This window comes from Bacillus sp. AFS073361 (genome assembly GCF_002567005.1).
Taxonomy (GTDB): domain Bacteria; phylum Bacillota; class Bacilli; order Bacillales; family Cytobacillaceae; genus Neobacillus.
The window spans coordinates 516,075-530,085 of the sequence record NZ_NUZU01000039.1; the positions used below are offsets into that span (position 1 = coordinate 516,075).

The window sequence follows — 14,011 nt, forward strand, 5'->3', positions numbered from 1 at the left end:
TATTTTAATATTGGGTAAATAATATCCATCTAAATTATCTCTAAACCCTTTCAACTTTTGATCTATTAATATGATTAGTAACCACTTAAAATGTTAAAAATAAATAGAAGCCAGTAGTAAACGATATTTTGACAATATCGTTACGTCCTGCCTTCTTTTTTTCCCCTCTCCATATTCCCCTACAAACTGGCTGCCAACTCCAACCCTTCAAGAATGGCTTCTTCTACGGTTCGCGGAATAAGACTGTCACCAATCCGGTGTAGATTAGGTATATGTTCTTTTAGTTGATGATAAAGGTCATTCTCTTGAAGAAGACCATAGGCTAAGACAACCGTATCAATGTTATCACGTTGGAGTTCTTGTCCCGTATAAATATTGGAAAAAGAAACCGAAGTTGTATCGACTCCGGATAGCTTGTATTGCGAAGTCATCTCAATTTCCTTTAAGAACATCTGGGTTAAAGTAAATGTTCTAACTTTCTCCTGAATAGAGTGTCCCACTTGATAACAAGAAGTAATTAATTCTACATCACAGCCTAACTCCTTTAAATAGAGAGCAACTCCAACCCCTGTCATATCCCCTTTCCAATCGGCAACCACTACTTTTTTTCCAGCTTCCTTGCGACGTGTTAGAATATCCCAGGCAGTTACAACATGTGGAAAATCCATCCCTTTCACATGTGGGATATACGGATTAGCGCCTGTCGCAATGATGACCTCATCCGGCTTCATATCGAGAACCATTTCTTTTGTTACTTCCGTATTTAAACGGACTTGAACACGGTAGTGATCCAAATCACGCTTCAAATTGGATACTAGTTCCCCAAATTCTTCTCTACCTGGAATTTTACGGGCCATTTTGACTTGTCCGCCCAATTCATCGCTCTTCTCCAACAGTGTCACTTGATGACCACGTTCTGCAGCAATTACTGCTGCTTTCATTCCAGCAGGCCCTCCACCTACCACCACGACATGTTTCATTTTCTCCGCTTTCGGCATTTCAGCGTATTGAAGCTCCCGCCCGGTAACAGGATTTTGCAGACAGCTAATTGGAATATCTAATTGCATATGCCCAATACAAGCCTGATTACAGCCAATACAAACCCGAATGCGTTCTAATTCTCCACGGAAAGCCTTATTAGGCATGTGTGGGTCGCAAATCATGGCCCGCGTCATACCAACCATATCGGCTTGTCCATTAGCAAGTACATTCTCTGCAATAACTGGATCATTAATTCGGCCCGCAACAAAAATTGGTACGGATACTTGCTCACGGATTTTAGCTGCATGAGAAGCAAAATGAGCAGGCGGGACTGGTGCAGGAGGCACAATAAAGGCTGAACTGGCATAAGTAGCCGAGCTACCTCCGGTTAAATTGAAATAATCAAGGCCTCCAATATGTTTATCGATATACTGCAAAATTTCTTGTATTTCTCCATACTCTGCCCCTTCATCTTCTAAATCATCAACACTGAGCCGCAATCCGACAACAAAGTCTGATCCGACTTTCTCACGAACAGTTTCCACAATTTCTTTTAGGAAACGCAGCCGATTTTCGATAGTTTGCCCACCATACTCATCTTTTCTCAAGTTCAAACGGGGTGACCAAAATTGGCTTGGCAAATAGCCATGAGAAGCGACAATCTCTACACCATCTAGTCCTCCTGTCTTTACCCTTACTGCTGTATCTGCATATCCTTTAATAATGTCTTTGATTTCTTCTCGCTCGAGCTCTTTTGGAATAATACGAAAGCGATCTGCCGGAACAGCAGATGGTGCTACCGCTACCGATGTTCCTGAAGGGAACACCTCTCTTCCTGGATGAAAGAGCTGTACAAACATTTTCGTATCGTACTGGTGAACTGCCTCTGCCAGTTTTTTATAATACGGAATAACTTCATCTTTAAACGCACAGATTGTATCCGCTGTAAAAAAGGCAGTTGGATGGACAGCGTTCGCTTCTACGATAATTAATCCCGCTCCCCCTTTTGCTCTTTCTTTATGATAAGCAATTAAGCGGTCCGTAGGAATTCCATTTTCCACATAGGAAGTCATATGACCAGTACTTAATATCCTATTTTTAATCCAAATAGAGCCAATTTTCTTTGGTGTAAACAAATATTTGAATGTTGTCACGTTCTCTGCCTCCCCTTCACCATCAACTTCCACTTTATACCAATGAATTCACCACTTCAGCAATATCCCTTGTAGCCATATTTGTACCTTTTGTCTGATTCAGGGAATCAATTGCCTCTTCCATCATGACAAGGCAAAACGGGCAAGCAGTCATCGTTGTGCAAGCACCCGTTTTGACAGCTTCTTCTCCCCGAAGAGAATTAATTTTCTCCCCGCGTTTGACGGTCTCAAACATCGCTCCGCCACCCGCTCCACAACAGAAAGATTGTTCCTTCGATCGTTCCATTTCGACAATCTCATAGCCTAGCATTTCTAAAATATCCCTCGGTGCTTCAAAGATTCCATTTTGACGTCCTAAGTAGCAAGGATCATGGTATGTCACAATTTCCCGTTCTTGTTTTTCAGGAATTTTTAAACGTCCGCTCCGGATGAGATTATAAATATATGTGGTATAATGCGTGACCTCAAAATTACCGCCAAGGGCAGGATATTCATTTTGGAACATATTAAAACAGTGAGGACAAGTGGTGACAATAGATTTCACTTCATGCTCTTTGAGTGTTTTGATATTGTGCTGAGCCAATTCCTGAAATAAGTTTTCATCCCCCATTCGGCGTGCGATATCCCCTGTACAACGTTCCTTTGTTCCTAAAATCGCATAATCCACACTGGCTTTTTTCATAATTTCACTAAATGCTCGAGCGATACCTTGGAGTTTTGGATCATAAGCCGCGGCACACCCTACCCAAAATAATACTTCCATCGTTAAGCCCCCTCTTTCTGATTCTCTTTGTTGTTTTTATTCGTTTCTAAAACTGGAACATTGAGTCCTCTACTCCAGTCCCCCCGTTCGGACCAGGGTTTTCCGAAAACATTATGCTGTTCTTCTAATTTAATTAAAGTGTTCTCTGCTTCTTCTTCGATTACTTGACTCTGTATAAGTCCCCGGCGCATGGATAAAATTAAATCAACATGATTGATGGAAACCGGACACGCTTCGACACAAGCACTACAGGTTGTACAAGATTGCAACTCTTCTGGCGCAATGAACGCAGCAACCTCTAGGTCTGTATGCATATTATCTCGAATTTTCGTTACAATAGAACGAGGTGCCAGCGGTTTGCCGCTGTTATGGGCTGGGCATTGGCTGTCACACCGACCGCATTCTGTACATGCATCGGTACTGAACAGTTGCCAGTTCGTAAAATCGGTAATGGTATTAACACCTTGTATTCTTATAGATTCATATCGCTGCGCTTCTGTCATATCCATTAAGTTATAAGGAGTGCCAACTTTCCCCGTACGTTTCACAGGCTGAAAAAGAATGTTGATTGGAGCCGTAATTACATGAAATAATTTAGTATAAGGAATGATAGCCACTAGGATAAATGCTAAAAGAGCATGGCTTAGCCACCAAATCGGATAATATTTCAAACTGAAGAGCAAATGATCCTGAAATAAAACCGACAGCCCATAACCTACAGGTGACCAAACAGAATGGGACACCTGCGTCTCAGCAAGTCGAATTCCTTCCATTATATATCCGCCAATACCAATCAAAAATAATAGCAGAAGGAAAGCTTGATCAGCCAAACCGTTTCTCAACCTCGGGCGTTTCTTTCTAGCTCTAACCACCATAGCTAACAATAAACCGATAAGGAACAGAACACCAAAAACATCTAAAACCAATTCATAGAGACGATAAAAATTTCCTCGAAGCAACGGAATTTTAAAATCATAATCAATGACAACAAGAACGGTACCGATGAATAAGATCACAAACCCGTAGCTTGTAAAACGGTGCATAAAGCCAAACAATCGGTCTCTTTTTATCTTTTTTTGATCAACAACCATTTTAAAGAAGTAATCAAAATTGGTTTTCACATCATCCCAGCTTATTTTCTCTTTGACTCCCTTTTTCCATAAACGATACCGCCGATAAAAGCCATAAATGAAAAAGCCCATTGCGATAGCTGCTAGAACATAAAGCATAATCTTGTAATCAGAGGAAATTGCCCAAAAGGTGTCCCTTTGCACGGTCTGCATCATTTACTCCTCCTTTAACCATTTTTGTAACTTCTGTGAAATAAAATGAATGTTTCGATCAGTAATTTCGGAAGCCACTTTTTCCCCGGTATTTTCAGACATCTCACGATTAAGCCCCATAATTTGAAGAAGACGAAGCTCTGGAGTTAAATGGTCATCCGGAATACCAAAATAACGTATATTCGGCTTTGGTTCAGACACCTTTATGACTTTAACCTTTGAATGATTCGATGGACCTTTTTGTATCCGCTGCCGCACTTTCTTTTGGTTTGGCATGGAACGGGAGTAACGAGGGATATAGCGTTTTCTACCTAATGAGCTGACCACCCCGATTAAAGCCGGCAACCGAACTTCATAAGTTTGGACGATACCTCTTCCTTCGCCTCGTTTTACTCTCCAGACGCGATCGTCTATGACTTCAATATGCTGGATATTGGTTATGGATGGAATTTCCAACGATTCAGCTATCATAAAAGGTGTGACTCCTAAATTCTCATCTTCGCTTACAGAGCCGCTTAAAATCACATCAAAAAAACTAGTTCTGCCTTTTAATTCACTAGCCAGTATTCTCGCTGCTTCATTGCGACTTTCACGTAAACCGGGCTGCCGAATGATTAGACATTCATCTAAATTATATTTAAGTAGGCTATTCTCATCGACACTCATATCTGGATCGGCCGCCAACAAAACAGTGATTACCGCACCATAATTCTTTTTATAATCACACGCCCACTGCAGGGCATGAAGATCAGCTGTATTAAAAGTATTACTTATAAAGGAAAATCGCTGCTTTTGATAATCCCATTGAATTGAATTGGAGTCCATTACAGGTTTAACCAATATGCAAATGTTTAACATTGACTTCACCCTGCCTTTCAGCTTGAAGAGATTCTATAAGTCTTGGTACGACTTCTTCGTAATCACCAACAATTCCAATGTCACAGCGCTGAAAAATTGCGGCAGATGGATCATTGTTAATCGCAATAACATTTTTTACTCCTTTAATCCCTTCAAGATGCTGGGAAGAGCCCGAAATTCCAATCGCAATGTAAATATCAGAATCAATCGTCGAACCACTAGCCCCAATACGCTTTTCTCGTGGAATTAATCCTAATTCATCGGCGACTTTACTGCCTCCAATGGGTGCATTCAAAATCTCAGCCAATTGTAAAATGGGGTCAATGGCATTTCCGTTGTACACGCCACGTCCAATTCCAATTACTACTCTAGCTTCCGTTATTTTCAACTCTTTCCAATCTACCTGTTCCTCCAAAAGAAACTGAATTGGGCTGAGGATATGTGCTTCTATATCAATCTCCTGCACGAAGTTTGGCTCTCCATACTGCTCCGTTCCGTACAAGATGGAATTCTCCAATGTCAAGTATTGCTGTTTTTCATCTAAAAAAGTAACAAATTCATGTGCTTTTTCCTTATAAATTTCCCGTTTAGCAAGTAACGATAAGGCCTCGGCTTTATCCCAAGTCACCTCTATTGCATTCGTAATGATAGATCCCTCATACCGCGTAGAGGCTCGTACAGCAATTTCGTGATACAGTGGATGAGAAGAAAATAAATATATTCCTTTTTGATCACTTATAAATGCTCTAATTTTCCTAAAAGCTTGAATATGGTAATCTGCTGTTTTCCATTTTTTTATATCTAATTTGACATGGTACACTTCATCAAAGGGAAGCCGTTTCAGTTCATCGGGTTGAATGCCAGTATGCACGATAATCGCTATCATTTTTGTCTTTTCATTAGGGATTTTTTTTGCCCATTCTATCATTCCCCATGTTTCCTTCGTAAACGATGACCCGTTTTTAACAGGGAGATAGCAAAATACGTTAGACTCCATCTTAGTCTTCCACCTCACTTATTTTATTGCCTGATATAGTCTTTCGAATATATCAGGCAATCTTGGAATCTATTACTTCAATAATCTCCAGTTGACAGGATATAAAGTAAAGTAAAATTCTACTTCTTCATCTGTCCCATAGGTAATTTCCGCTCCGTCTTTCATAAAGTAAATGTCACCCTGATTCGCTTCAATCTTTTCTCCATTATGAGTAATGTACATGCTGCCTTTGGAGACATAGATCATTTCATCATATTTAATTTGCCAGTCGAAGTTACCATTTTTCATGCGGCAAACCCCACCACCAAGTGTAGTAGAGATTGGATTGATGACAGGGGCAATTTCTTGTACCTCCGCTTCAATTCCAAGTGAATTGAACTTAATTTCTGATTCTTTGATTAAGGTAACCAAGCTCTTACCATTATTCTCATAATGAACATCTTGCTTTACTTCTTTCCAATTCACAGGATAGGTTGAAAAAACGAATTCCACTTCTTCATCTGTCCCATAAGTAATAACGGCTCCTTCTTTCATGAAATAAATATCGCCTTGCTTTGCTTCAATCTTTTCTCCGTTATGGCCAATGTACATGCTGCCTGATTGAACGAAAATGACTTCATCATATTTAATCTGCCAATCGAAGTTGCATTCCTTCATTCGGCAAATACCCCCACCCATCGTTGTGGATAATGGATTTACAGCCAATGCCATTTCCTGTACTTCTGCATCAAGACCTAATGGGCTGAATTCAATTTCATCCGCCTTCAGCAAGGTTACTAAGCTTTTTACTGTATTTGTCATTTCTGTTCCTCCTCAACTTGTTTGAGTTCAATTTTGTATTGATGTATAATAAATATTGGTTAGGTATCAGCCTAAAAAATTTAGTGTGAACAACGGAAATTTTTTAGGCTGATGCTTTTTGGTTCTCTTTTAAGCATTAATACGATAGATCCTTGATCTTCTTGAATTTCGTAGCTTCCGATTGAAACCTTATCCGGATTAAACAAAGACTTACCTGTGTTCATATCAAACTCCCAACCGTGTAAAGGACATCTAACAATTTGATTATCGCAACCGTAAATAAATTCACCAGGATTCGAAGGAAGCATTGCTCCACTGATAGACCCGTAAATCATCTCCACACCTTGATGGGGACAACGGTTTCGGAAGGCATATAGTTGCCCATTAACATTGACCATCGCAATTTCTATTCCATCTATCTCGACTAATATTCGTTCCCCTGCCTTTAAATCCTCAGTAGAACAAACGATGACTCTATTTAACTTGCTTTCTTTCATTGTCTCCATTATTTTGCCTCCCCACATACTCTTTTACAGCCTGTAAGAATTTTTTGCATTTTCATAAAAAATTTTGTGCTTTAACTCTTCTGGAAAATGTAAGAATGCCCGGTCACTTTCATCACCATCCCAATGTGGGTAATCACTTGCAAATAAAAGCATATCTTCCATTTTCGCCATACAAATCAAATCTACAATGTCTTTTGGACGGAATGTCTCTTCAATTGGTTGAGTACCTAAACGGACATTTCTTCGGATATACTCGCTTGGTAGTTCCTTAACCCAAGGAATTTCACTTCGAAGAGCTTTCCAATTTTTATCTAATCTCCACATAAGGGATGGCATCCAAGAAAATCCATATTCGATAAAATTAAATTTTAGATTTGGAAATTTCTCAAATACTCCTTCACAAGCGAGACTCATAATTTGTCTTTGGGCTATGAGAGATAAGGTAGTATGCCACTCTGCATAGGTCGAAGCCGGTCCGACCGCACCAGGGGGAGAATACTCCGATGTCCCTTCACAGTCAGGATGTAAAACAATTGGAAGGTTATATTCTTGTGCTACTTCATAAAGCGGCCAAAAATGGCGTTTCCCTAATGGGATGTTGATACACTGAAGGTTAATGCCTACAATCCCAGGTTTGTGCCCAATACGTTGAATTTCCTTTATAGCCAAATCTGGGGCAACCGGAGTAGCAGACATCGTCATTTTAAAGCGCGAATCACTTTCTACCCATCGATTATATAGCCAATCATTGGATGCAGATGTGTAACCTGCTGCAATTTCTACATTGTGATAACCTGCCATTGTTCCATGGCCAATATTTAAGATTCCATATTTGTGATTATGGCGATCAAATAAATCCTTCACAACGAAATCGGGTTCAGAACCGGGAATCCCCCCCTGTGGAGTAATTGCATCTAAACGAAGAACATGGTTAGGATTAGCGTACCTTGCTTTCGGAAAAGTAAAGGATCCCGCGTTCATGTTGGACAGCATATTTTTCTCAAATTTCCCTAAATTCATATGTCTTTGAACCCCTTCTTCCATATACGGAATGAGTTCATCGAAATTATCCAAGTATGGGTGCACATCGCAGTCAATTATAGTTCTTGTATTTTTCTTGAGTTCTTCCTGTTCCTTTAAGCTCACTTGCATTTATAAAACACTCCTTCTATATTTTTTGGAAGGTAATTAAAATAGTAAAAGTCCAGATATTGATAAGTAATTTTAAATCCAATCCAATAGATTTCTTCTCAGATTAGTACTAGACCTGATATTTTTATGTTTTCTGATTCTCAGACGGAATATTAACAAAGGCATCCATATTTTTGTTCTTTACAAAGGGTATCACCGTACCAAATATAATAAGGGTTCCACCAATGAAAAATTTCACATCTAAGGATTCACCTAAATAAATCCAACCTAAAAGGATCCCTACAACAGGTGTAAAAAATTGGAACATCGCACCGGTTCCAGCTTCTATTAATTCAATTCCTTTATTCCAAAGGTAAAAAGCACAAGCTGTCGCCACTACACCAATATAAAGCGTGCCCATCCAAATGGATTTGTTTTGAAAAAGCTCAAAAGTATGTCTATTGGATTCCCAAAGCATCAAAGGAGTTGTCATTATTAACGCTGAACCTAAGCCAGAGATTGTAACCAAAAGAGCTGAATATTTCAACATTGCTCTTTTAACATAGACACAATATATTCCCCAGTTTAGGGTTCCTAAAAGAAGTATAAGATTCCCCGACATGTGTAGGACCCCATCAGGATCCATTCCAATCACAAGTGATACCCCACAAAACGTAATAATGATTGACACTACTTTTTTCTTCGACAAAGACTCTTTCAAAACCCAAGCGGCAATAACTACGGTGAACAGTGGAGCAATAGAAGCAATTAGGCTTGCCATATGAGCGGTGGATAGATGAGTGCCTACGAAAGCCAATCCATTTGCCAAAAAATAGCCTATAAAACCTAGAAAAACAAGCAAACCCCAATCTGAGCGACGAATCTTTTCTTTTTTTGTAAACAGAAAAACAACCAATAAAATGATAAAAGCCAGCGCATATCGGGTCCATAATAATGTAAAAGCCGGTATATAATTTAGAACAAATTTTCCTACTACATACATGCCTCCCCATAAACACGCAGCAGTAAATAAGCATAAACTTCCCAATAAAGGCTTGCTATTCATGGATTAATCTCTCACCTTTTTATGAAATAGGCATATTCCAACTCTCCAGATCATCCGAAAACACTTTCATTTTAACGAATGTTTACATCCTTGCTAATTTTTTGCTTCTGTTTTCCAATCGAGCTGGTCTCTTTCTGAGATAGCCCCATAGTTTCTGGAGCCTAAGCGGAAATAAATAAAGCTAGCAAAAGACTCCAGACATCACGGAAGTATCATGAATATTTCTAAGTCAACCTTAGTTATCAGCACAGAATTTTTTCGACTAACAATAGTGAATGGTTTTAGGGTTTCACAAATACTGTTTTAATTGATGTAAAGAATTCAATAGCTGCCTGCCCCTGTTCACGGGAATGGGAACTCGATTGCTTCATGCCTCCAAATGGAGCCTGCAGTTCAACCCCTGCACTTTCCGCATTGATCCTAACAAGCCCTGCCTCAATTTCGTTAATGAACGAGAGCATATGTCCAATATTAGTTGTAAATATTGAAGCGCTAAGTCCATATTGAACATCATTTGCAACAGCTAATGCTTCTTCCATTGTTTCAACTTTAATTAGTACTAAAACAGGCCCGAAGATTTCCTCTTGTGCAATTGTCATAGATGATTGGACATTTTCAAATATGGTTGGTTGTACAAAAAAACCATTATCATGTCCGTCTACTTCGATCCTCTGTCCGCCATAAAGGAGAGAGGCTCCTTCGGAAAGTCCTTTTTCGATGTAGGACAAAACAGTATACAATTGACTTTCATTGGCGCAAGGCCCCATCCAAGTATCGTTATGTAGACCATCGCCAACCTTTAAAGCGCTTACTTTTTCTAGTAATTTTTGTTTGAATTTATCATAGACATCACTTTGCACAATGACACGGCTTGTTGCCGTACATTTTTGTCCAGTAGAACGTAGCCCACCGCTAATCGTTGCTTCTACAGCCAAATCCAAATCCGCATCGGATGCTACAATTACCGGATTTTTCCCACCCATTTCCAGTTGGTATTTTGCTCCCCTTGCAAGGGCACCTTGTCCAACTTGTTTACCAATATGATCAGATCCGGTAAATGTGATTCCATTAATATCAGGATGATTAATAATTCCCTCTCCAATTACTGAACCACGACCGGTGATCATATTAATCACCCCAGCTGGAAAACCTGCTTCGTGGAAACATTCAATTACTTTTGCAGCAGTAATGGCTGTCTCTGAAGCTGGTTTAAGTACAACCGCATTTCCGTACACTAAGGCAGGGGCTATTTTCCAAATTGGAATGGCCACTGGGAAATTCCAAGGCGTAATAACTCCCACGACCCCAAGAGGTATACGGGTAGTAAACATTAACGCATCTTTATCGGTGGACGGAATAACATCTCCGATTTTTCGCATCCCTTCACCCGCATAATAACGAAGAATGGCCACCCCGCGAGCAGTCTCCCCCTTCGCTTCAGGAAAGGTTTTCCCCATTTCTCGGGTCATTGTTTCTGCGACTTCATCTATACGCCTTTCCAAAATATCGGCAGCTCTATTTAGAAATTCTCCTCTAGATGGGCCAGCTAATTTTCTCCAATGTCTTTGAGCTTCCTTTGCCGCATATACCGTTTGATCCAAATCCGCTTTGGAAGATTCCTGAACATAACCTACTATTTCATTTTTATTGGCTGGGTTTATACTCTCACCTACCACTTGTGAAGAGGAAGAAATCCATTCTCCGTTAATGTAATTAAGGTACGTTTTGATTTCTGTTTGAACTGTCATATTGTTCACTCCATTCAATAGTACTTGATCAATTAGTTAATCAACGAGTAAGCGATTACTTACTTAACACTCGTCGTGTATTAAAGTTTTGGATTGGATTATCAATATTCCTAAAAATTAGCCCCCTCGATTTCTATTCGCCTCCTAAATAGTTCACAAGTTATGAACTTGTTAATTTTATGAACATGTTCACCATTAAGGTAATAGTAGCATAAACACCACAAAAAAAACAATTACATTTTTAAATATTTTAAATATTTTAATTATGGGTAAAGTGTAAATTTATCGACCAATATGTGGTGGGTATTTTTCTCGTTCGTTGGATCTACCTATTCAATTCTTTGTTGAATATAGTTTCTATATTGCTGTCATTAGTTCGGATTATCATTCCCTAATAAATTAAACAACCCTTCAGATTCCTGATGGGCTGTTTGTTATTAGTTTTATTCATGGTTAGTTGACTTTCTTTCCACTATTCCGCTTTTTCTAAAACCGTCCTCCGCCTAATGCTATATTCCACACTCGCTCCCCAGGACACTGTGTTTAGATTCGGACTATTGCTGGGGGGCATGTACCCGCTGAAAAAGCCCAATTTTTTTAGTTGAGTTTGGGCCTCTTCTCTTGTAATCGTACCTGCTCGTTCTTTTTCCATGATATCCTCGGCCTTTGCTTTCGTATCTTCATCGAGATTGGAGAACATATCAGCACGGTTGCCCCCGCCGCCGTCTGGGCATCCTCCAGGGCCAGTGCTTTAATACAAATTCTTTGCTTTTAATAGAAGAAACATGAATTCACAAATCTTCAAAATTTTTTTCTTAAGGATTGTTTAAGGTTGGTATTTAATAATAATATCTCTGCCCTCGATGGAGTGAAATCAGCCATTATGTTGAGCTATGACGGGAATTTTTAATGCTTAATACACATCCATGAAAGAAGCTGATTATTGTTGCATTTAATCAGCTTCTGTCCATTTTTTTGTTTTATTTACCGGCTTTGCGGGAAATACATATAAAATTTCACTCTTAGACAAAATGTGACAAAGTTCACACTATAAAATCTAGTAGAATAGTATTAAAATTTAAGTATAATATAATATATTGAAGTTTGGATGCAGAACCAAAGGCTTAAAAGTCGAAGGACGTCGAAAGCTGGGTTGTTAGGTAATTTGGGGGGAATAATTGTGGAAAATGTGGCAAAAGAATCAGTAGGAGAAATAGGTCAACGCCAGTCGAAATCAACGAAATGGTATAAGAACTGGAAATTTATCACAACCGGTATAATCGTTATCATCGCAATCATATTTGCGGCAATCAGCTATTATCAGGCAAATTACTTTAATTCACATATTGAAATTAATGGCACAAATGTCGGAGGATTAACTCCTGATGAAGCACTCAATAAATTAAAATCGTCTGTCTTAACAAATAAGGTCTACGTTGGACAACAACAAATTTTAGATGGAAAAGATACGAAGATGGAATTTACAGAGGAAGATCTGCCAGGTGTTAAAAAGTTATTAAAAAGCCAATGGTCAATTTTTCCCTCTTCAAAGGTGAAAGAATATTCCTTATTGCCGAGTAACATCGATCAGTATCGAAGCCAAGAAATGAAGAAACAAGTTGAAGAGAAGCTTGTAAAAATGAATAAGAACTTAACTCCGCCTAAAGATGCAAAGGCCATTTTGAAAGAAGGTACAGTCATCATTTCAAAAAGTAAGAATGGTGAGCAGTATGATGTTGCCAGTCTTTTAAAAGACTTCGATAAGCATGGATATACTAGTGAAATCCATTTGAGCCCTGTATACATCCAGCCAATTAAAGAAGACAGTCAGATTGTCAAAAATGAAGAGAAAAAGCTGCAGGATCTTCTTCAACAAACCGTTGAGTACAAAGTCCAGGACAAGGTTTATTCTTTAAAAGGCAGCGAATTAATAAAAAATGCTACGGTTTCAAAAGACATGGAGGTTAAGATTGACAAAGGTGATCTTAAAAAGAAAATCGAAGAAATAAATGAGTCTCAATCCACATTAGATAAAAATTTTAAATTTAAAACCCATTCAGGTTCAGTCATTTCAGTTAAAGGACAAGGTTATGGCTGGGCATTAGACGTGGCTAAAGAAACCAAACAGGTAAAGTCCGCTTTTGAAAAAGGAACGACCTCCGTTTCTGCATCTAATACGGTCGGACATGGCTGGAGTGGTGAAGGCTACGGATACGATACCACAACAAACAATGGCATCGGTGATACATATGCGGAAGTTTCGATTGCCGAACAGCGTATTTGGATTTACAAAAAGGGTAAATTAGTCATCACAACGAATGTCGTGACTGGTAAACACAGCACTGGGAATGATACATCAAAAGGAGTGTGGTATATCCTCTATAAACGAACACCTGCCACACTAACAGGCAGAGAGCTCGGAGGAAAACCGAGTTATGAAGTACAAGTTGATTATTGGGCACCTTTTACGAATGATGGACAAGGATTTCACGATGCCGGCTTTCGATCAAACTGGGCAAGTAATGCCTACTTAAATGCAGGATCGCATGGCTGCGTTAATACACCGCCTAGCGCTATGAGTACCGTATATAATAATCTCAGTACTTACGAGCCGGTCGTCATTTATTAAATAAGCAATTAGAATCAGGAAATCACCAATGATTTCCTGATTTTTTTCAATCATTTTCGTATGTTTATTCGTTGGAGGTTGATAGTTTATATAG

General features: G+C 39.1%; 12 protein-coding genes. 1 reads left to right on the forward strand and 11 read right to left on the reverse strand.

Annotated elements, in window-relative coordinates; genetic code table 11:
- Nucleotides 1-179: 179 nt before the first annotated feature.
- The 11 genes from COJ96_RS22780 to COJ96_RS22830 form a co-directional block, all read right to left on the reverse strand.
- Nucleotides 180-2,135, reverse strand: a complete 1,956-nt coding sequence (locus tag COJ96_RS22780) for an oxidoreductase (protein ID WP_098576165.1) — start codon at nucleotides 2,133-2,135, stop codon at nucleotides 180-182.
- Nucleotides 2,136-2,169: 34 nt separating this feature from the next.
- Nucleotides 2,170-2,898 (reverse strand): (Fe-S)-binding protein, encoded by a 729-nt coding sequence (locus COJ96_RS22785; RefSeq protein ID WP_098576065.1) that lies wholly within the window; start codon nucleotides 2,896-2,898, stop codon nucleotides 2,170-2,172.
- A gap of 2 nt (nucleotides 2,899-2,900) precedes the next feature.
- Complete coding sequence (locus COJ96_RS22790) at nucleotides 2,901-4,184, reverse strand: 4Fe-4S dicluster domain-containing protein (protein ID WP_098576066.1); 1,284 nt, start codon at nucleotides 4,182-4,184, stop codon at nucleotides 2,901-2,903.
- Nucleotides 4,185-5,039: a hypothetical protein gene (locus COJ96_RS22795; protein ID WP_098576067.1), complete on the reverse strand. Its 855-nt coding sequence runs from the start codon at nucleotides 5,037-5,039 to the stop codon at nucleotides 4,185-4,187.
- On the reverse strand, nucleotides 5,014-6,036 hold the full coding sequence (locus tag COJ96_RS22800) for an electron transfer flavoprotein subunit alpha/FixB family protein (protein ID WP_098576068.1): 1,023 nt from the start codon (nucleotides 6,034-6,036) through the stop codon (nucleotides 5,014-5,016). The genes COJ96_RS22795 and COJ96_RS22800 overlap by 26 nt, the downstream gene beginning before the upstream one ends.
- 72 nt (nucleotides 6,037-6,108) lie before the next feature.
- A complete protein-coding gene (locus COJ96_RS22805; protein WP_098576069.1) occupies nucleotides 6,109-6,837 on the reverse strand; it encodes a cupin domain-containing protein in 729 nt (242 codons plus the stop codon).
- 80 nt (nucleotides 6,838-6,917) lie between these two features.
- A complete protein-coding gene (locus COJ96_RS22810; protein WP_257148602.1) occupies nucleotides 6,918-7,343 on the reverse strand; it encodes a Rieske (2Fe-2S) protein in 426 nt (141 codons plus the stop codon).
- 24 nt (nucleotides 7,344-7,367) lie between these two features.
- Nucleotides 7,368-8,495, reverse strand: a complete 1,128-nt coding sequence (locus COJ96_RS22815) for an amidohydrolase family protein (protein WP_098576070.1) — start codon at nucleotides 8,493-8,495, stop codon at nucleotides 7,368-7,370.
- A 124-nt stretch (nucleotides 8,496-8,619) separates the two neighbouring features.
- Complete coding sequence (locus tag COJ96_RS22820) at nucleotides 8,620-9,540, reverse strand: DMT family transporter (RefSeq protein WP_098576071.1); 921 nt, start codon at nucleotides 9,538-9,540, stop codon at nucleotides 8,620-8,622.
- A 281-nt stretch (nucleotides 9,541-9,821) separates the two neighbouring features.
- Nucleotides 9,822-11,288 (reverse strand): alpha-ketoglutaric semialdehyde dehydrogenase GucD, encoded by a 1,467-nt coding sequence (gucD, locus tag COJ96_RS22825; RefSeq protein ID WP_098576072.1) that lies wholly within the window; start codon nucleotides 11,286-11,288, stop codon nucleotides 9,822-9,824.
- A gap of 472 nt (nucleotides 11,289-11,760) precedes the next feature.
- Nucleotides 11,761-11,988, reverse strand: a complete 228-nt coding sequence (locus tag COJ96_RS22830) for a hypothetical protein (protein WP_098576073.1) — start codon at nucleotides 11,986-11,988, stop codon at nucleotides 11,761-11,763.
- Nucleotides 11,989-12,465: 477 nt separating this feature from the next.
- Here COJ96_RS22830 and COJ96_RS22835 point away from each other — a divergent pair, with 477 nt between their 5' ends.
- Nucleotides 12,466-13,917: a L,D-transpeptidase family protein gene (locus COJ96_RS22835; RefSeq protein ID WP_373561740.1), complete on the forward strand. Its 1,452-nt coding sequence runs from the start codon at nucleotides 12,466-12,468 to the stop codon at nucleotides 13,915-13,917.
- The last annotated feature ends 94 nt before the right edge of the window (nucleotides 13,918-14,011 follow it).